At 69.8% G+C, this 17750-nt stretch carries 19 protein-coding genes and 2 tRNA genes; 6 read left to right on the plus strand and 15 right to left on the minus strand.

The genetic code is table 11. The features are described from left to right. On the plus strand, positions 1 to 942 hold a 942-nt coding region (locus Z052_RS17480; protein WP_099289298.1), incomplete at its 5' end, for a PrsW family intramembrane metalloprotease. Positions 943 to 969: 27 nt separating this feature from the next. Here the strand turns inward: Z052_RS17480 and Z052_RS17485 are convergent. The 4 genes from Z052_RS17485 to Z052_RS17500 form a co-directional block, all read right to left on the minus strand. Further along, positions 970 to 1947 carry an ROK family protein gene (locus tag Z052_RS17485; protein ID WP_049932862.1) on the minus strand — a complete coding sequence of 326 codons (978 nt, stop codon included), beginning with the start codon at positions 1945 to 1947 and terminating at the stop codon, positions 970 to 972. Between the two features lie 90 nt (positions 1948 to 2037). Next, positions 2038 to 2496 carry a universal stress protein gene (locus Z052_RS17490; RefSeq protein ID WP_094494884.1) on the minus strand — a complete coding sequence of 153 codons (459 nt, stop codon included), beginning with the start codon at positions 2494 to 2496 and terminating at the stop codon, positions 2038 to 2040. A gap of 257 nt (positions 2497 to 2753) precedes the next feature. Beyond that, positions 2754 to 3137: a DUF5611 family protein gene (locus tag Z052_RS17495; RefSeq protein ID WP_049932860.1), complete on the minus strand. Its 384-nt coding sequence runs from the start codon at positions 3135 to 3137 to the stop codon at positions 2754 to 2756. 86 nt (positions 3138 to 3223) lie between these two features. Beyond that, on the minus strand, positions 3224 to 4336 hold the full coding sequence (locus Z052_RS17500; RefSeq protein WP_099289299.1) for a hypothetical protein: 1113 nt from the start codon (positions 4334 to 4336) through the stop codon (positions 3224 to 3226). 161 nt (positions 4337 to 4497) lie between these two features. On the opposite strand from Z052_RS17500, the gene Z052_RS17505 reads away from it, so the two are divergent. Next, positions 4498 to 4812 carry a 2Fe-2S iron-sulfur cluster-binding protein gene (locus Z052_RS17505; protein WP_049932858.1) on the plus strand — a complete coding sequence of 105 codons (315 nt, stop codon included), beginning with the start codon at positions 4498 to 4500 and terminating at the stop codon, positions 4810 to 4812. A 185-nt stretch (positions 4813 to 4997) separates the two neighbouring features. On the opposite strand, the gene Z052_RS17510 is transcribed toward Z052_RS17505, so the two are convergent. Continuing rightward, positions 4998 to 5192, minus strand: a complete 195-nt coding sequence (locus Z052_RS17510) for a cold-shock protein (protein ID WP_004599158.1) — start codon at positions 5190 to 5192, stop codon at positions 4998 to 5000. 212 nt (positions 5193 to 5404) lie between these two features. Between Z052_RS17510 and Z052_RS17515 the strand changes: the two genes are divergently transcribed. Next, entirely contained in the window at positions 5405 to 5962 is a 558-nt protein-coding gene (locus tag Z052_RS17515) for a hypothetical protein (protein WP_241898000.1), read from the plus strand. A gap of 23 nt (positions 5963 to 5985) precedes the next feature. Here the strand turns inward: Z052_RS17515 and Z052_RS17520 are convergent, their stop codons facing one another. Beyond that, the gene (locus tag Z052_RS17520; RefSeq protein ID WP_099289300.1) at positions 5986 to 6981 is read right to left on the minus strand and encodes a phosphotransferase family protein; all 996 of its coding nucleotides are present in this window, start codon (positions 6979 to 6981) and stop codon (positions 5986 to 5988) included. Further along, positions 6978 to 7715, minus strand: a complete 738-nt coding sequence (locus Z052_RS17525; RefSeq protein WP_049932881.1) for an HAD family hydrolase — start codon at positions 7713 to 7715, stop codon at positions 6978 to 6980. The genes Z052_RS17520 and Z052_RS17525 overlap by 4 nt, the downstream gene beginning before the upstream one ends. 60 nt (positions 7716 to 7775) lie before the next feature. Here Z052_RS17525 and Z052_RS20630 point away from each other — a divergent pair, with 60 nt between their 5' ends. Continuing rightward, entirely contained in the window at positions 7776 to 7946 is a 171-nt protein-coding gene (locus Z052_RS20630) for a hypothetical protein (protein ID WP_167373096.1), read from the plus strand. 41 nt (positions 7947 to 7987) lie between these two features. On the opposite strand, the gene Z052_RS17530 is transcribed toward Z052_RS20630, so the two are convergent. Further along, a tRNA-Phe gene (locus tag Z052_RS17530) sits at positions 7988 to 8061 on the minus strand. A 218-nt stretch (positions 8062 to 8279) separates the two neighbouring features. Between Z052_RS17530 and Z052_RS17535 the strand changes: the two genes are divergently transcribed. Together Z052_RS17535 and Z052_RS17540 are read left to right on the plus strand one after the other, a co-directional pair. Further along, entirely contained in the window at positions 8280 to 8888 is a 609-nt protein-coding gene (locus tag Z052_RS17535; RefSeq protein ID WP_049932855.1) for a carbonic anhydrase, read from the plus strand. Between the two features lie 129 nt (positions 8889 to 9017). Beyond that, a complete protein-coding gene (locus Z052_RS17540) occupies positions 9018 to 10166 on the plus strand; it encodes a DNA cytosine methyltransferase (RefSeq protein WP_394334821.1) in 1149 nt (382 codons plus the stop codon). 503 nt (positions 10167 to 10669) lie between these two features. Here Z052_RS17540 and Z052_RS17545 read toward each other — a convergent pair. The 7 genes from Z052_RS17545 to Z052_RS17570 all read right to left on the minus strand — a co-directional run bounded on the left by Z052_RS17545 (position 10670) and on the right by Z052_RS17570 (position 17524). Continuing rightward, positions 10670 to 10740 (minus strand) — tRNA-Pro (locus Z052_RS17545). A gap of 49 nt (positions 10741 to 10789) precedes the next feature. Then, positions 10790 to 12844 (minus strand): DEAD/DEAH box helicase, encoded by a 2055-nt coding sequence (locus Z052_RS17550; protein WP_099289301.1) that lies wholly within the window; start codon positions 12842 to 12844, stop codon positions 10790 to 10792. A gap of 141 nt (positions 12845 to 12985) precedes the next feature. Continuing rightward, complete coding sequence (locus Z052_RS17555; protein WP_004599151.1) at positions 12986 to 13516, minus strand: 50S ribosomal protein L16; 531 nt, start codon at positions 13514 to 13516, stop codon at positions 12986 to 12988. A 128-nt stretch (positions 13517 to 13644) separates the two neighbouring features. Beyond that, entirely contained in the window at positions 13645 to 14403 is a 759-nt protein-coding gene (gene nucS, locus Z052_RS17560) for an endonuclease NucS (protein ID WP_094494889.1), read from the minus strand. A gap of 89 nt (positions 14404 to 14492) precedes the next feature. After that, on the minus strand, positions 14493 to 14642 hold the full coding sequence (locus tag Z052_RS20635) for a hypothetical protein (protein WP_167373095.1): 150 nt from the start codon (positions 14640 to 14642) through the stop codon (positions 14493 to 14495). A 70-nt stretch (positions 14643 to 14712) separates the two neighbouring features. Further along, complete coding sequence (locus tag Z052_RS17565) at positions 14713 to 16002, minus strand: adenosylhomocysteinase (RefSeq protein ID WP_099289302.1); 1290 nt, start codon at positions 16000 to 16002, stop codon at positions 14713 to 14715. 118 nt (positions 16003 to 16120) lie between these two features. Beyond that, positions 16121 to 17524 carry a DNA primase gene (locus Z052_RS17570; protein WP_144050067.1) on the minus strand — a complete coding sequence of 468 codons (1404 nt, stop codon included), beginning with the start codon at positions 17522 to 17524 and terminating at the stop codon, positions 16121 to 16123. Between the last annotated feature and the right edge of the window lie 226 nt (positions 17525 to 17750).

The following is a 17750-nucleotide window of genomic DNA, read 5'->3' on the forward strand; positions in this document are numbered from 1 at the left end:
TCCGAGACGTACACGTACGCGGCCAGCCCCAGAGCGGGGATCACGGAGAGCCCGAGGAGGACCGCGAAGGCCGGGGTCGTCCTCGTCGCGTTCGTCGGACTCTTGGCGATCCTCGGCTCGTTCGGACTCGGGCTCCTCTTCGACCCGGCCATCGCGGTCCTCCTCGGGCTCTCCGTGATCCCCGCTCTGGGGCTGGCCGCGTACGTGTACGTCTCGGACGTGACGACCGGCGAGCCGCTGTCGCTCCTCGTGGCGACGTTCCTCCTCTCTATCCTCACCGCGACGTTCGCGGCGATCCTGAACAGCGTGCTCCAGCCGTACTTCCGGCCGCTCGGCTTCCTCGGAATCGTCGTGTTCTTCTTCGTCGTCGTCGGCCCGATAGAGGAGTCGGTGAAGCTGCTCGCGGTGCGGCTGTACGCGTACACCGACGCCCGCTTCGACGCCGTCATCGACGGCGCCGTCTACGGCGCCATCGCGGGGCTCGGCTTCGTCGTCATCGAGAACTTCGTGTACATCGCCCAGAACGTCGACATGGCGGAGCTGACGGTCGGCATCGCGGCGCTGGGCGCCGGCGACGGCATCGCCGCGCTCCGGGCGCTCGCGGGACCGGGACACGTCGTCTACTCGGCGTTCGCGGGCTACTATCTCGGGCTCGCGAAGTTCAATCCCGGGAACCGCGGCCCGATCATCGTCAAGGGGCTCGTCCTCGCGGCGGCGATCCACGCGCTGTACAACACGCTCGTCGGTCCGGTGACCGGCGTCGCCGCGGGACTCTTCGGCCTCCCGCAGGTCCTCGCGCTGTTCGGCTTCGTCATCGTCTTCCAGGGCGCGTTCGGGTACGTCCTCCTCCGGAAGATCTGGCGGTACCGCGACGCGTACCTCGACACGCGCGACGCGGTCGGCGCCGACGTGGAACCGGAGCTCGACGAGTTCGAGCAGTAGCCCGCGGGCCGCCGTCGCCGCGCTCGGTCAGGGCGCGTTCTCGACGCGCGCCCGGTCGCCGGTCCCGCCCGTCAGCGCGCTCGCGAGGGCGCCTTTCACCACGACGTCGTCGCCGAGGTCGGTGAGTCGAACCTCCGGGACGTTGATGAACACCATCTCCGGGAGCTTCTCGCGGATCGGGTCGAGGACGCGGTCGGGGTTGTTGAGCGCGACCGCGCCGCCGACGCTCACGACGAGCGGCGCGTACGCGTGGATGATGTTGGCGATCCCCATGGCGTTCCAGTGGGCGACCTGGTCGATCACGTGGTCGGCGAAGGTGTCCTCGCCCGCCGCCTCGAACACGTCGACCGCGGAGAAGTCGGGGTCCTCGATCGGGAGGATCGTCTCGATGGGGTCCTCCTCGTGGAGCTCCCGGGCGTACTTCGGGATGTTGTTGCCCGAGCAGTACCCCTCCCAGTGGCCGTCGAGCCCGCAGCCGCAGGTCATGAACCCGTGCGGGTCGACGGTCATGTGGCCGACCTCGCCGGCGTTGCCGTCCCACCCAGAGAGGACGTTCCCGTCGACGGCGACGCCCGCGCCGATCCCCGAGGAGATGGTGAGATACACCATGTCGTCGGGGTTGCGCTCGGAGTGGAACCGCTCGCCGATGACGCCCGCGATGGTGTCGTTGTGGAGGTACACCTCGTCGGTGTCGAGCAACCGACCGACCGGCCCGACGAGCGGGATGCGCTCGACCGTGTCCGGGAGGTTCGCGGGCCCCTGGACGACCCCCTCCGCCAGATCGAGCGGACCGATGGAGCCGATCCCGGCCGCGACCGCCTCGCTCGGCGCGATTCCCGCGTCCGTACAGGCCCCGCGGACCACCTCCAACACGGCCTCGGTGACGGCGATGCCGTTCGGCCCCCGCGGCGTACCCCGCGACGCGGAGCCGAGGACCGCCGCGCTCTCGTCGCCGACGGCCGCCCGGACGTTCGTCGCCCCGAGGTCGACGCCCACGTAGTACATCGGGTGTAAGCGCGGACCCGTCTCACTTAAGCGGGACGCTTCGCGCGGTCGACCGTGAATAACAAACGGGGTCCGTACCGCGAAACCGCGTTACGACGCCGGCTCGCGGACGAAGGTGACCGGGCACGGCGCCGAGAGCATGACCTCCTGCGCGACGCTGCCGAAGACGGCCTTCCCGGTCGGCGAGCGGCGCCGCCCGCCGACCACGACGCGGTCGGCTTCGAGGCCCTCGGCCGTCTCGACGACCTCGTCCGCGAGGTCTCCCACCGCGCCCCGGACGGAGTGTCGCACGCCGGCCTCGGAGAGCGCCTCCGAGAGCTTCCGGGTGGTGGTGTGTCGCTCCGCGATGGCGTCGGGCGTCGAGCTCTCGCTCTCCGGCTCAAACCCGAGCTTCGCGCTGGTCTCGTCGAACTCCTCCCTGTCGAACACGTGGGTCAACACGACCTCGGCGTCCGCCGGCTCGGCGACGGAGATGATCTCCTCTGCGAGCCGCTCGACGCGTTTCCCGTCCTCCGATCCGACCGCCAGCACGACCGTCTCAATGCTCATACACACCGTTTCGTCCCCGTACGGCTTAAAACTGCCGGAGTTTTAACTCAAATCTGAATAAATATTCACCAGATCGATCCTGACAGTCTCACCGCCGAGTGGAGCCGATTCTCGTCGGGCGATGACGCTTCCCGTGAGGAGGCGACGACGTTTCGAGGACGGTGACGACTCTCTCGCGGGGTTCAGTCGCGCGAGCGGGACGCTAGCGGGCTCCGCGCTTTCCTCGACGGACGAGAACCGGTCGCCGCAGAAACCGCTCAGTAATCGGGGGCGTCGTCCTCGACTTCGCGCTTCAGCGAGTCGCGGCGCGACTTCGCGTCGCGCCCGGTCGCCTCCAGGAGGAAGTCGTTTTTCGCGTCGACGGCGTCCGCGGCGGCGTCGGCGTTCCCCTCCGCGATGACGTCCTCGGCGGGGCGCTCCTCGAAGTGGACCGCCAGCTTGTCCTTCTTGCTCCCGTACTCGGCGGCGCCCGCGACGATGCGCTCGAACACCGGGTTGTCGGGGTCGGCGACGACGTACAGCTCGTGCCCCTCCCACTCCTCGGTGCCGGTGACCTCGCCGAAGTACTCCTCGATCGAACCCTTCAGGTCCGGCATGCGGTCGTCCAGATGCTCGCCGCGGCGCATCTTGTACTCCTTCATGCCGCGACCGTTCGACAGGCCGGCGTAAACCAGTTTCGTCACGGCCGCTCGGCGGGTTCGGCCCGAACTGCCCGCTTCCGCTCCGCCTACCGAGGACGCTCGTCGACGTACCCGCGCTTACACTCCGGACAGATGTCTCCCGCGCGCATCGAACTCCCGTCCGCCGCCCGGACCATCCCGCACTCGGGACAGTAGTACTCCGTCGGGGCGTCGTCGCCCACCGTCTCCAACTCGGGGCTCTCGCCCCGGGTGATCCCCGTCCCGCCCTCGCCGCCGGCGTCGAACGTGGCGCCCTCGCCGTCGTCGGGCGCCTTGACGTACTCCGTCGCCGATTCCTGCTCTTCCCGCCCATCCGCGGCCTCCGGGGTGAGCCCGCCGCCGAACTCGACGTCGGCGTCACCGCCCTCACCGACCTCCGCGCTGAACCCCTCGTCTTCGCCGCCGTGATCGGGCCACGCGGTGGCTCCGTCGGCGCCGGCGTCCTCCTCGTCGACCTCCGGCCACGCGCCCCGCTCCCGGTCGTCGGCCGGCTCCTCGTCCTCGTCGAGGATCACGCCGTCGTCGCCCTCCGCGTCCGCGTCGTCGCCCGAGGGGGCACCGGATTCGGTCTCGGCCGGGGGCGACGGCGCGGACGCCGACTCGCCGCCCGCGCCCAACACCTCCGTGTCCTCGTCCGCCGGATCTGCTCCGTCCGGCGAGCCCGCGTCGTCCGGCGCGTTCGGACCGTCCGCCGCGCCCGTCGCCGCGTCGACGCGGTCCGCAGCCGGAGCGGCGTCGGTCGGCCCCGCCGGCTCGTCGGCCGCGGCCCCGTCGTCGAGGATCACCGCGTCGTCGCTCCCGGCTCCGGGCTCCTCGTCGAGGGTCACGCCCTCGTCCGCCGTCCCGGCGTCGGCCGCACCGACCCCTCCCGACGCCGTGCCGGGTCCGGCGCCCTCCTCGGCAGCGTCCGGGGCGTCGTCGCGCGTCGGCGCCGCGGCCGACGCGCCGGCGGTCTCGCCGCCGGCGTTCGCGGCGGCCTCGTCCGCCAGCTGCTCCATCGTCGTCACCTCGGTATTCTCGCTGACGATCTGCGTCTCGCCGCAGCGAGCGCAGGTCTTCACCTCCTTGACGGTCGTGACGACCTCGTCGCCCTCCTCCTCGCGCTCGCGCTGGAGTTCGGGTTCGCCGAAGTCGTGTCCGAGCAGACACCTGAGTCCCATTGTGCCACCCTGCGGTGCCGAGGGTAAAAAACGCCCCGTCGGCGTCCGACGCTCGGCACACGACCGTTTCTGGGCGTGCCGCGGTCGGCGCTTGCGGTTCCGGTCGCCGCGCCCCGCGGACACAGACTCTTTTGTGGATCGCTCGCGTACCGTGAGTCGACATGCCTACTGTATCCTACAAGGGCGAGGAAATCGAGTGCGAGAAGGGCGCCAATCTGCGCGACGTGCTCAAAGAGGCCGGTCTCTCCGTCTACAACGGCAAGATGGAACAGCTCAACTGCCGCGGTTCCGGGTCGTGCGGCTCCTGTGCGGTCCAGGTCGACGGCGAGGTCAGCGAGCCGAGCAAGAAGGAGAAGGCCCGTCTCTGGCTCCCGCCGCACCACCCGAACCACGACGTCCGCCTCTCCTGTCAGACGAAAGTCGAGGGCGACGTCGAGGTGACGAAGGGCCGCGGGCTCTTCGGGCAACACATCTGAGCGCGGACGCGGTCGCTCTCATCTCTTCTCCGGGTACGACGCGCGCACGCGACGAGCGGGGCGCTCGTCGAGCGTAAAATACGACCGCGGCGGACGCGAGCCCGCGACGCGGACGAAAACGTTTGATACCGTGTGTCAGAGTCGCGTTCGGCGTCAGCCGGACCGACCCACCTTCTCGGATCGGCTTACTGCCGAACGACGTTCGTCGCGCGGGGACCCTTCTCGGAGGACTCGATGTCGAACTCGAGCTCCTGGCCCTCTTCGAGGTCCGGGCCGCCGACGTCTTCCATGTGGAAGAACACGTCGTCGTCCGCGTCGTCAGTCTCGATAAATCCGTAGCCGCCAGTGTCGTTGAAGAAATCAACCTTTCCGGTCGCCATTGCGAATAAAGAGAGGCCCTGTCGGGTCATAAGGATTGCGAGTGTACAGTTACCACGACTCTCTCTAGACGATCGTTTCCGAATAACCGAAACTTTATCAGCGAACACTGCCCGAACAACAGATTCGCGGCGCGAGCGAGACCGGATCGTGTCGTTCTTCGGCGCCCCACCGGACGCCGACGTTTATATTCCTCGGCGCGGAAGCGACCAACGTGTCACACGAGTACCAAGCGGACGGCCCCGCCATCACGCTCCGCGAGAACGGTCCCGCGCTGCTGGTCCCCGCGGCGTGGGGCGTCGCCGCGGCGGCGGTCCTCGGTGCGGTCTCCCTCCACGCGCTGTTCGTCGCGCACGTCGTCATGAGCGCCCTGCTCGTCGCCTTCGTCGTCGCCTCGTGGCGCGACATGGCGACGGGAGTCCTCCGCGCGTGGAAGCTGGTGATCCTCGCGGGGACCCCGGTCACGCTCGCGGGCGTCCTCGGGTTCCTCGCACGCGACGGGGCCGGGCTCGCGGCCGCGCTCCCGACCGGCGCGCTCCTCGCCGTCGCCTTCTACGGCTGGATGCTCCTGCCCGCGCCGGCGTTCGTCTACACGGGGCTTCGCGACGCGACGGCCCCGCGCTCGACCGTCCACCACGCCGCGGCCGCGTGTTCGGTCGTGGGCGCGGTCGTCGCCGCGTTCGCCGGCTCCGCGGCGGGGACGGTCGCGGGCATCGCGCTCGTCGGCCTCGGCCAGACCGCCGGCATCCTCGCGGCCACGGCGCTGTACTGACCGGCGCCTCGTCTCGGAGTGGTCTATCCGGGTCTGTTGTCCAGCGCGCGCCGAAGCGCCCGTCGATGGAACTCGACCGCCGCGTCGCGGTCGACCGGCGGGTAGCGCGGGTTCGTCACCACGCCCTCGCCGTCGACGACCGCGCTCGCGACGGCCGCGGCGCGGTGGGCACGCTCGACGCGCGGGAGCGGCGCGACGGATTCGTAGCCGTCGCGGAACGCCCGCCTGAGCGGCCCGGTCTCGGCCGCCGGCACGTACCAGTCGACGACGAGGTGTTCGGTCTTCGCGACCGACACGCCACGCGGGGCGGCCAGCGGCGCCTCCCAGTCGAGGACGGCCGTCACCGCGCCGTCCGCGACGAGGGCGTTCCCCGGGCGGAAGTCCCACGGGAACAGCCGCGGATCGGTGTCGGACGCGGTCGACTCCCGGAACGCGTCCCGAAGCCGAGCGCGGAGCCCGTCGAACTCCTCGGGGAGCCGGTCGGCGTGTCGCTCCCCGAACTCCCGGAGCCACTCGTCGGCGCCGACCGGATCGCGGACGGACAGCGACGCGTCGCGTCCGAGGACCGACTCCGCGTCGATCGCTCCGCCGCCCGCCGCGCCGTCGACCGCGAGCCGCCCGCACCCCGAGAACCGAAACGCCTCGTGGAGCGCCGCGAGCCAGCGGCCGAACGCCCGCGCGACCCCCCGCCGGTCCGCCGGACCGAGGTCGACGAACGCCTCGTGGAGGTCGCGGCCGTCGACCAGCGGCGTCACGAACCACCCCGTCCCGTCGGCGACGCCCTCGCCGAGCGGCCGGGGGACCGGCACGTCCGTCCGATCGCCGATCGCCGTCAGCAGCGCCGCCTCGGTCCGGGTCGCGGCCGGCGTTTCGGAGCGTTGGACGACCACCGGCGCGGCGCTCTCGAATCGCACCACCTCCGTCCGCTTGCGGTTCCCCCGCCCGAGCGGTTCGACGCTCGCGACCGTCGCCCCCGGTCTCGCCTTGGCGAGGGCGCGACCCCTGACCGCGTCGCTCACCGACTCTCCTCCGGCTCGGTCGCCGCTGCTTCGCCTCCGGGCTCGCGGCCGTCGGCTCCGCGCCCCTCGGCCAGCAGGTCCGCGATCTCCGCTAACGAGTCGACGACGTGGTCCGGCCCGTACGCGCCGGGCGCGTCGTCGGGACTCGCGCGGAGCCACGCGGACCGGAGCCCGGCGTTGTGCGCGCCCGCGACGTCGTACGACAGCGAGTTCCCGACGTACAGCGTCTCTTCGGCATCGACCGACAGCGCCGCGGTCAGCCGCTCGAACGGTTCCGCGTGCGGCTTCCGGCGGGGCAGGTCCCCGGCGTACACGATCGCGTCGACGAGGTCGTCCAACCCGAGCGCCTCGATCTTCGCCCGCTGTCGGTCCTCGGGACCGTTCGTGAGCACGCCCACGGGACCCGCCGCCGCCGCGGCCGCCAGCGCCTCGGTCGCGCCCGGCAGGTACGCCACCCGCGACTCGTCCGCGACCGCCTCGAACGCCGCCGCGAGCGCGACGGGGTCCACGTCTCTCCCGTGTTGCGCCGCCAACCGCGCGAACCCCGCGCCGAGGTAGCCGACGCGATCGTCGGGGTCCGGCGGGCCGTCGAGGAGGGGCCACAGCTCCTCCGGCTCGCCGAACGGCTCCACGCCCGCCTCCTCGAACGCCCGGCGGTAGAGGGCGTCCACGTCGTGGTCGTGGCGGCACAGCGTGTCGTCGAGGTCGAACGCCACCGCCGCGAACCGGCTCATGGACGATCGGAGGCGCCGCGCGGCGAAGTCGGTTTCGCCGAGGCGCCCGTACGCCCGGCGATGACCGATCCCGACGACACCCACGACTGCGAGACCTGCGGCGCGAGCGTCGCCGCCGCGGACGCGCGCCGGTCCGAGCCGTTCGGCGATCTGGATCCCGACACCTGGCAGACGCTGAACTGCCCGCACTGCGGCGACCGCCTCGCGACCGTCCTCGTCGACGATGAGTGACCCGCGGTCGTCCGCTCGCTGTCGCTCGCGGGTTCAGAATATGCCGCCTCCCCGATTTGAACGGGGGACAGCTCGATCTTCAGTCGAGTGCTCTCCCAGTCTGAGCTAAGGCGGCTCGCACTCATATCAATGCCGATTCGGGACAAAAGGATTTCGAAAGGCTGCGGGCGGACCGCCTCGGTCGACGCCTCGACCCGCCCGCGTCGGTCGAATCCGGATCGACCGATCTGCCACGCGTCCTCGATATCGGACGATATCGCCGCCGATCCGCGTCGACGGCGGGGATCTCGGTTTTCGCAACGATCCCTTTTGTCCCACCCCTCCGATCGAGCGATGCCATCGCACGACCACGCCGACCACGACGCGCACCACGAACATCTCGACGCCGCGGTCGACGAGCGCGACGACTGGGCGCGCCGCCGCCGGAAAGGGATCCCGACCGATAAGAACCTCCTCGTCGTCGCCTGTATGGACGAGCGAATCCCGATCGAGGAGGCGCTCGGCATCGACCTCGGCGACGCGCAGGTGTTCCGCAACGCCGGCGGGAAGGTGACCGACGACGTGATCCGGTCGGCCGCGCTCACGACGAACTTCTTCGACACCGACGAGATCGTCGTTATCAACCACACCGACTGCGGGATGATGAGCGCGCCCGACGAGGCGATCCGCGAGGGGCTCGAAGCCGAGACGGGCGACATCGACGCCGCGGACCTCGACCCGTCGCTGCCGGAGCTCACGATCGGCGACGCCGACCTCCTCGACTGGGTGAAGATGACCGACGACATCGACGCGGCCTGCGCCGCGCAGGTCGAGTACCTCCGCGAGTCCGCGTTCATCCCGGACGACACCACCGTCTCCGGCTACGTCTACGAGGTCGAGTCCGGCGAGCTCCGCCGCCCCGACGAGCGGATCGCCGAGGAGATCAGCGAGCGGCGGGCCTGACGCCGGACGACGACGCGCCGGCCGCCAGCGAACCTGCCGTCCCGGCCTGAGGTGTGACGCTTTTATGCGCCCGCGGCGAATCGAGGCACGAAATGGATCGAGCACGCGTGTCCCCGCATCGCCGAGGTGATCCCGGTGGGCGCTGACGCCGACGCTGACGCGCCGGTGGTCGCCGGCTTCTTCTCCGGCTGCGGCGGCCTCGACTTGGGATTCGAGCGGGCGGGCTTCGACGTGGCCCTCGGGAGCGACCAGTGGGAGCCCGCGGCGGAGACGTACCGACGGAACTTCGCCGACACCGAGTTCCTCGAAGGGGACGTGCGCGAACTTGACGCCCCGGCGATCCGCGAGGCGGCCGCGGGCGCGGGCTACGACCCTGACGGCGTCGACGTGGTGATCGGCGGGCCGCCCTGTCAGGGGTTCAGCCGGCTCAACAACGAGCAGATCGAGCTCGACGAGATGGAGAAGGACCGCCGGAACACGCTGTTCGAGGAGTTCCTCCGGGTCGTCTCCGTCCTCGAACCACAGTTGGTGTTGATGGAGAACGTCCGCGACCTGATCAACCGCCAGACCAGTGACGACCGGTACGTGAAAGACCTCATCGTCGACGAGTTCGCGGCGCACGGCTACAAGTGCGAGTACCGAGTGCTGGAGGCCGAACAGTACGGCGTCCCCCAGAAGCGCCGCCGGATCTTCTTCATGGGCACCAATCGCGACGTGCCGATCCGCTTTCCTGAGCCGACGACGCCCGAGGGGCACTGGCGCACCGCCGGCGAGGCGCTCGCGGACGCGACCGACGACCTCCCGAACATGACGTACGCCGACACCGGCGAGAAGACGCTCGAACGCATCCGTCACGTTCCCCCGGGCGGTTACTACCGCGACCTCCCCGACCGCCTGAAGACGAAGAAGTACCAGTGCGACTGCGAGGACACCGACACCTGCCCGCACGAGCCGGAGATCGTCAAGCGGTACGGGACGTACCTCCGCCGGCTCGACCCCGAGGAGCCGTCGCTGACGGTGAGCACGAACGTCTTCATCCACCCCAGTGAGGACCGGTACCTCACGCCCCGCGAGATGGCTCGGCTCCAGACGTTCCCCGACGAGTTCGTCTTCGAGGGGACGAAGACCGACGTGATGAAACAGATCGGCAACGCCGTCCCGGTCCGGCTCGGCGAGGAGCTGGCGACGCAGCTGCTGGAGTACTACCCCGAGATCCGGGACGCGCCCCCCGCCGACCCCGACGTGTACGAACAGCAGTCGCTGACTGACTTGGCCTGAGATCGTTTTTAAATAGTGATCGGTGGTGCGGTGCGGAATTTCAAAATCCTGGCGGTCTATTTATAAACAGGCGCCGGTGGATCAGTGGTGAACACCTCCAAAGTCCCAGCCGGGAGGCGGGCGCACGCTCGCTGCGCTCCTCGTCACTCCGTTCGCTCCCTCGCTGCGGTGCTTGCGTCACCTGCGCCCGCCTCCCGGCTGCCCTTTTGAGTCCCACCCCGCACCGCGACCGCACCTCACACCTCCCCAGCCTCGTCAGTCGCCTCCGCTTCGCTCCGGTGACTGACTCCCTCGCGCGTGCTGCTCGGCCGCGGGGCGGCCTCGCAGGCACGCGCCACCGCCTCTTATTTGTAAATAGTCGCCACTGCTCACGGATTGTTCGCAACAGCAGAATGGGACCGCCCGGATTCGAACCTCGGTCGTTCCGCTCGCGCTGCTCGCTCCACTCCCTGCTTCGAATCCGTTCCACCGCCGCTGCTCGCGAATTGCTCGCAGCGGCAGAATGGGACCGCCCGGATTCGAACCGGGGTCACGAGCACCCAAGGCTCGGAGTATACCACTAACCCACGGTCCCGTACTCCTACGTACCCCGAAGAGCCGCTAAAGGGTTTCGTTGCGCGTCGTCACTCCTCGTCGTCGCGCCGTTCGAGGTCGGCGACGATGTCGTACGGGTCGGTCCCCTTCCGGACCGAGTCGAGGATGAAGAACGCCTCGTCGGGCGCGAGGAAGTGCCGCGTCACCCCGCGGCCGAGCGGCGTCGGCTCGAAGCCGTCGATGAAGTTCCACTCCAGCAGCTTCCCGAGCGCGTGCTTGGTGGGGACCTCGCCGATCATCCGGTCGTTGAGCCGCTTCGCCTTCTTGCCGGCGACGACGACGTTCGCGAGCGTCTCCTCGGCGGCCGCGGTCTCGTCGTAGTGCGTCGCCACGTCCTCCATCTCGCCTTTCAGCAGGGTGAACGCCACCTCGTCCTCCGTGCGGTCCATCGACCCGTGGTAGACGCCGTCCGGCTCGACGAGGAGGTAGACTCGGCCGCGGTCGTGGTAGTCCGGGCGTCCGGCGCGCCCGAGCATCTGCGAGAACTCCTGGACGGAGAGCCACTCGATCCCCATCGCCAGCGAGTCGAAGATCACCTGTGAGGCGGGGAAGTCGACGCCGGCCGCCAGCGCCGCGGTGGTGACGACCGCCGAGAGGTCCTGATTCCCGAACATGCGCTCGACCTTCTTCCGGCGCCCGTAGTCGAGGCCGGCGTGGTACGGCGCGGAGTCGTACCGGAGCTTGCGGCTGATCTCGTGACAGCGCCGCCGCGAGTTGGTGAAGATGATCGTCTGCCCGCGGTACCCCTTCGACGACTTCGTGTCGAACTCGCGTTTCACGAGCTTGTCGGCGATCTGGGCCTTCTCACGGCTGTCAGCGAAGGTGACGTGGCGCTCGATGGGGACCGGGCGCTCCTCGTACTCGATGAGCGTCGCGCGGAGCTTCTCCGCGAGCCACTCCGGGTTCCCGACGGTCGCCGAGAGGTAGACGAACTGCGTCCCGTCGTAGCCCGCGCGGGTCTCCATCCGGTCCTCGCTGTAGTACTTCAGCCGGGAGATGAGCCCGTCGAGCCGGTGGCCGCGCTCGCCCTCCTTCAGCGTGTGGACCTCGTCGATGACGACCGTCCCCACGTCGCCGAGGTCCTTGCCCGTCCGGAGCGCGTGGTCGATCCCCTCGTAGGTGCCGACGATCACGTCGGCGTTCGGGTCGAAGCGGTTGCCGTCGTCGTTCACCCGCGAGGAGCCGACCCGGATGGAGACGTCGAGCAGGTCGCCGTAGCGGTCCTCGAAGTCCTCGTGCTTCTGGTTGGCGAGCGCGACGAGCGGGACCAAGAAGAGCAGCTTCCCGTCCCCCTTCAGCGCGCGGTCGATCCCGGTCAGCTCGCCGACGAGCGTCTTCCCCGTCGCCGTGGCGCTCACCACGAGCTGGTCGTCGCCGTCGAGCAGGCCGTTCCGCACGGAGAGACTCTGGACCGGCAGTAGCTCCTCGAAGCGGCCTTGGAGGTGCGAAGAGAGGTCCGGATGGAGGTCCAAGTCTTCGGTCCGGACGGGCGAGACGTCGTCGACGTTCGCCGACACCTCGTCGTACTTCGTGAGGTCGGGGTCGAGTCCGCCCTGGAGGAGACTCACAATCCGGTCGAGGTCGCCCGACTCGTACAGCAGCTCCTCCAATCGCTCCTCGGCCGCGCCCGTGAACTCCCCTTTGTACGACAGCTCCCGCTCTAGCTCCCGGCGGGCGCAGTCCCGACAGATCAGCTCGCCGTTGTGGTCGATGGCGTCCTCGCTCGTGATCGGCCCGTAGCGCCCGTCGCTCGCGCAGCGCCGGCAGGTCCGGACCGCCGTCGCCTCCAGCTGGTAGCCGTCGAGCATCTCCTTCAGCCGCGTCCGGTTCTCCGCCGAGGTCTGCTCGGAGATGCGGATCCGACCGGCCGCCCGCGCGAGGTCGACGAACTCGTCCGGCTGGCGGGGGTGGTCCTCCCCGTCGCGGATCACCCGGAACTTCCCCGGGCGCGGGCCCGCGGAGGTCTCCTTGAGTTCGAGCCGCCCGCGGAGCACGCGCTTGCCGTCGCGGTTCGCGACGACGGTGTAGTCGCTCCGCGCCTCGTGGAGGAACAGCGTCTCGACCTCGGCCAGCTGCTGTGACACTGCCGTGCGGTACGCGAGCGAGGTATTTCAGGTGTTCGGCTCGGAGATCGGAACCGGTTCGGAGACACGCGGCGCCGCGGCTACGTCACGCGAACGCGCGGAGAAAAACCCGCCTCACGGACGGGGTCGGGGTCGAGGGGTCTACGAGACGAGCAGCTTCTCGCCGCGGTCGACCGTGATCCGGCACGGCGGCGAGAGCTTGTTGTACGCGCGGCGGAACGCCTCCTTCACGACGGAGGCCTGCTCGACGTCGCAGTAGGCGGTGAACACGACGTCGTCCTTGTTGAGCCGCGCGGCGGTGCCGACGGGCTTGCCGAACGCCTGGCGCATCCCGTCGGAGACGCGGTCCGCGCCGGCGCCGGTCGCCTGCTTGTTCTCTCGGATGACCTGGTGGGGGAACTTGCGGAGGGTCATCTTGTAGTTGCCCTCGCCGAGCTCCTTGATCAGGTGGCGGTTCGCCGAGAGGCGCGCGCTCTCAAGCGACCCGTGTCGAACCTGGAGCTCCTCCTCGACGCGGAGGCTGATCTGGACGGGGTAGTCGTCCGGCTCCGCGGAGAGGTCGCCCATGTTGTGCTGGGCGATCTTCGAGCCGGGGATACCCGTGATGTACTCGCGGCGGGTGTACGACGGCTTGTCGATCGTCCGATACATAGAGGCGGGTTTGTCAGACATGGCTACTTGTCCGATGTAGCCCGCGCTGCGGCGATAAACCCTTCGATAGCGAGGCGCCCGCCGCGGCTCCTCGGGGAGTCAGCACCGGCGATCCGCCGGATTGCGGTCTGCGTTGACACGCCGCCCGCTCACTCCTCCGGCGTCGGTTCGAGCGCGACGTGGTCGAACCCGCGCTCCGCGAGCCGCTCGGCGGCACGGTCGGTGACCGACGGGGCGACTAAGATTCCGCGCACCTCCGGCGAGTCCGCGTCGTCGGTCTCGTCGTCGTTCGCCTCGATCCCTAACTCCTCGCGGAGCGCCCGGACGTACCGCGCGAGCTGTCCCACGGCGTCCGGACCGACCCGGCGGCGCTTCAGCTCGACGACGACCGGCGTGCCGTCGGCGTCAACGCCGAAGACGTCCATCGGACCGGCGCTGGACGGGCGTTCGGTCTCGCGGGGCTCGAACCCGGGCTCGACGAGGTCGGGGCGCTCCAAGATTCGGGTCCGGAGGTCCTCCTCGCTCCCGTGGAGCGTGAGGTCGCGGCCGCCGGTCACGGCCATCGCGGAGAGCTGGTCGACGGCCGCGAAGCGGACGGTCAGGGTCTCGTCGGGGTTGCTCCGCGTCGAGCGCACGCGCAGCCGTCCCTCGCGCACCGCGGCGCGGTGTTCCGACCCCGGCGGCTGCCAGTTGACGGGTTGCCGCCCCTCGTCGGTGTGGACGAGGGCAGCGCCGTCGGGCTTCAACACGAGCAGGCGGTCGCCGGCGCCCAGGTCCGAGGCCGCACGCCCCTCGTAGCTGACCGTACAGCGGCCGAAGACGCTGATCAGGTCGCCGCGCTCGAAGGCGTCCTCCAGCTCCCAGAGGGCCTCGCGGTGGCTCGGGTCGTGGACGCTCGTGACTGTCACTGGCCCTCGTAAGCGGTCGCGGGGGAAAAAGGACGCGAGCCGGGGCCGGTCGTCACCGTTCGGCGAGGCGACGCGCCGTTCGGCTCGTCTCAGTCGCCGCGCCGCGACACGACGATGCCGGCGACGAAGAGGACCGCGCCGAGCGCGAACGCGGCGACGCGAAGCGTCGTGTCGGAGACGAGGATTCCGGCCAACACCGAGACACCGAATCCGGAGTGTAACACCGCGGTGAGATTCATACGTCCGGTACGGTCGCGCGGCACAAAAGCGGGTCGAACCGGCGGGCTCGGCGGTCGCCGTCCGGCCGGGTCAGGTCCCGTGTTCCCAGCTCCCCATGTACTCGCGCTGCTCGTCGCTGAGGTCGTCGTACTCGACGCCCTCGGCGGCGAGCTTGATGTCCGCCACCTCGCGATCGAGCTCGTCGGGCACGTCGTGGACGCCGGCGTCGTACGCGTCGCCGTTGGCGGCGAGCTCGCGGACGACGACCGCCTGAACGCCGAAGCTCTGGTCCATCACCTCGACCGGGTGGCCTAAGGCGATGGGCGCGGCGAGGTTGACGAGGCGGCCCTCCGCGATGACGTTGAGGACGCGGCCGTCGGGCATCTCGAACCCCTCGACGCCGTCGCGGACCTCGTAGCGGTCCACGGCGAGGTCGTCGAGGTCGTCGAGGTTCACCTCCACGTCGAAGTGGCCGGCGTTCGCGAGCAGGACGCCGTCGCTCATCTCCGCGAAGTGCTCGCGGGTGATCACGTCGCGGTTGCCAGTCGTCGTGATGAACACGTCGCCCTTCGCGGCGGCCTCCTCCATGGGGAGCACCTCGTACCCCTCCATGTGCGCTTCGAGCGCCTTCCGCGGGTCGACCTCGCAGACGATGACGTTCGCGTTCTGCCCGGACGCCTTCTTGGCGACGCCCTTCCCGCACTGGCCGTAGCCACCGACGACGACGTTCTTCCCGGCCCACGAGAGGTTCGTCGTCATCGCGATGGTCGCGAGCGACGACTCGCCCGTGCCGTGGACGTTGTCGAACAGCTGCTTCATCGGCGTGTCGTTGACGGCGAAGACGGGGTAGTGGAGCTCGCCGTCGGCGTCCATCGCGCGCAGGCGGTCGACGCCCGTGGTCGTCTCCTCGGCGCCGCCGACGATGGAGTCGATCAGGTCGGGGTACTCCTCGTGGACGAGTTTCACCATGTCCATCCCGTCGTCGACGGTGACGGTCGGCTCGTGGGCGATGCAGGCGTGCATCGCGTCGTAGTACTCGTCGTCGTCGACGCCCCGCACGGCGTAGGAGGTGATCGACTCGTGGTCGTCGAGCGCGGCCGACACGTCGTCGTGCGTCGAGAGGGGGTTACACCCGGTGATCGCGACCTCGGCGCCGCCCTCGGCGAGCAGTTCGACGAGGTTCGCCGTCTTCGCCTCGACGTGCATCGCCATCGCGATGGTCTCGCCCGCGAGCGGCTGCTCGTCGACGAACTCCTCGCGCAGCGCGTTCAATATCGGCATGTGCTGGAGCGCCCAGTCCATCTTCCGGCGGCCCTCTTCCTGGGCCGCATCGACGTCGGAGAGGTGCTGTGACACCGGCGGATACGCGGTTTCGCTCATACCTCTCGGTTCGCTCACGGCGCACTAAACCCTGCCGACACCGGAGTGCGTCCGCAAAATGAGAGTCGGTCTCGGCGACCGTCGCCCGCGTTACCGAACCGAACTGCGGACCGCGTCGTCAGTTCCCGCCCGGGCCGCCCGCGTGGTCCGGCGGTCCGCCCTCGCCGTCGTCATCGTCGGCTTCCTCGTCCGCTTCGTCTTCGTCAGCGTCCTCGTCGGCTTCCGTTTCCTCCTCGTCGGCGTCGTCTTCAGCCTCGTCTTCCGCGCTCTCCTCGTCCTCTTCGTCTTCCGCGCTCTCCTCGTCCTCTTCGTCCTCGTCGGCGTCCTCGCCCTCTTCGTCGGCGTCGTCGTCTTCAGCGTCACCCTCGGTCTCCTCGGCATCGTCGCCGTCCTCCTCGCGGTCGGGGCCGGCGTCGGACGGCGGGCCGCGCTCGTCGTCATCCTCACCGTCGGGACCGGCGTGATCGGGCGCGTTACCGGGCGCGTCGGTCTCGTTCTCGGCGTCGTCGCCATCGTCCGCGTCGTCCGGACCGCCGGGGCCGCCCGCGTGGTCCGGGGCGTTACCGGGGTTGTTCTCCGTCACGAAGTCGGAGACCGCGCCACCGATGCCGCCCTCGCGGTCCTCGATGTCCTCGATGAACTCCCGGACGAGCTGGCCGAACGGCTGCCCCTCGGCCTCGTCCTCGTCCCCGACGGTGAGGTCGACGGTCGTCGAGACGCTCTCGCCCTCGTACGCGGCGGTCACCTCGACTGTGACGTTCTCCTCGGCGGCCGGGAGGCCGACGGTTCCGTCTTCGTCCGTCTCGTACTCGCCCGCGCCGGCGTAGGTGGCGTTCTCGTCGACGGTCGTGACGGTCACCGAGGCGTTCTCGACCGCGGTGCCGTTGTCGGTGACCGTGACGACGGGCTCGCCGTCGGTGTCGTCGACGGCCACTTCGAGGCCGTCGGGCGCCTCGATGTCGACCGTCTCCGAGGCGCTCTCGTTGTCGTATTCGGCCGTGACGTTCACCGTCACGTCCTCCTCGGCGGCCGGCAGCGTCACCGTGCCGTTCGCGTCGGTCTCGTACTCGCCCGCGCCGGCGTAGGAGGCGTTCTCGTCGACGGCCGTGACGTTCACCGAGACGTTCTCGACCGGGTCGTCGTCGTTCGTCACTGTGACGACGGGCTCGCTCTCGGCGTTCTCCACGTCGAGTTCGAGGCCGTCGGGCGCTTCGAGGTCGACCGTCGTCGAGGCGGTGTCGTCGCCCGCGGCGGCGGTCACCGCGACGGTGACGTCCTCCTCGGCGGCGGGAAGGTCGACCGTGCCGTTCGCGTCGGTCTCGTACTCGCCGGTCCCCGCGTACGACGCGTTCTCGACCGCGGTGTCGTTCTCGGTCACCGTGACCGTCGGTTCGCCGTCCGCGTCGTCGACGGCCACTTCGAGGCCGCCGTCGGCGGCCGCGACGCCCGTCGCCGCGACGCCCGTCACGGCGCCGAGCGCGACGACCGCGGCCAGTAGGATCGCTCTCGTGCGTTCGCTCATGTCCACTCGGGTCCAGTCCCCCTTTCCGTATAAAAAGCGAAGTCGCTTAACGCGGTTTAATCCGGTTTGTATCCGGGTTAACGGCGCTGCTGCGTCTGTTTTGGTTGATCGCCGTTAACGCGAGTATCTCGGTCGTGATTCCCCAGAGTTCGCCCCCGATTCGGCTCGGTCGTCGCTCGCGCGCGACACGTTTCTCCGGTCGTATTCCGAGTCGCTCCCGCAGAGA

Source organism: Halorubrum sp. C191 (assembly GCF_002727095.1).
In the GTDB taxonomy this organism is placed as follows: domain Archaea; phylum Halobacteriota; class Halobacteria; order Halobacteriales; family Haloferacaceae; genus Halorubrum; species Halorubrum ezzemoulense.

What these genes read in the sequence shown, in the direction of transcription:
- Z052_RS17485 (WP_049932862.1), bottom strand. Translation starts at nt 1,947, where the DNA reads ATGTACTACGTGGGCGTCGACCTCGGGGCGACGAACGTCCGGGCGGCC.
- Z052_RS17490 (WP_094494884.1), bottom strand. Translation starts at nt 2,496, where the DNA reads ATGAGCATTGAGACGGTCGTGCTGGCGGTCGGATCGGAGGACGGGAAA.
- Z052_RS17495 (WP_049932860.1), bottom strand. Translation starts at nt 3,137, where the DNA reads ATGAAGGAGTACAAGATGCGCCGCGGCGAGCATCTGGACGACCGCATG.
- Z052_RS17500 (WP_099289299.1), bottom strand. Translation starts at nt 4,336, where the DNA reads ATGGGACTCAGGTGTCTGCTCGGACACGACTTCGGCGAACCCGAACTC.
- Z052_RS17505 (WP_049932858.1), top strand. Translation starts at nt 4,498, where the DNA reads ATGCCTACTGTATCCTACAAGGGCGAGGAAATCGAGTGCGAGAAGGGC.
- Z052_RS17510 (WP_004599158.1), bottom strand. Translation starts at nt 5,192, where the DNA reads ATGGCGACCGGAAAGGTTGATTTCTTCAACGACACTGGCGGCTACGGA.
- Z052_RS17525 (WP_049932881.1), bottom strand. Translation starts at nt 7,715, where the DNA reads ATGAGCCGGTTCGCGGCGGTGGCGTTCGACCTCGACGACACGCTGTGC.
- Z052_RS20630 (WP_167373096.1), top strand. Translation starts at nt 7,776, where the DNA reads ATGACCGATCCCGACGACACCCACGACTGCGAGACCTGCGGCGCGAGC.
- Z052_RS17535 (WP_049932855.1), top strand. Translation starts at nt 8,280, where the DNA reads ATGCCATCGCACGACCACGCCGACCACGACGCGCACCACGAACATCTC.
- Z052_RS17555 (WP_004599151.1), bottom strand. Translation starts at nt 13,516, where the DNA reads ATGTCTGACAAACCCGCCTCTATGTATCGGACGATCGACAAGCCGTCG.
- Z052_RS20635 (WP_167373095.1), bottom strand. Translation starts at nt 14,642, where the DNA reads ATGAATCTCACCGCGGTGTTACACTCCGGATTCGGTGTCTCGGTGTTG.
- Z052_RS17565 (WP_099289302.1), bottom strand. Translation starts at nt 16,002, where the DNA reads ATGAGCGAAACCGCGTATCCGCCGGTGTCACAGCACCTCTCCGACGTC.
- Z052_RS17570 (WP_144050067.1), bottom strand. Translation starts at nt 17,524, where the DNA reads ATGAGCGAACGCACGAGAGCGATCCTACTGGCCGCGGTCGTCGCGCTC.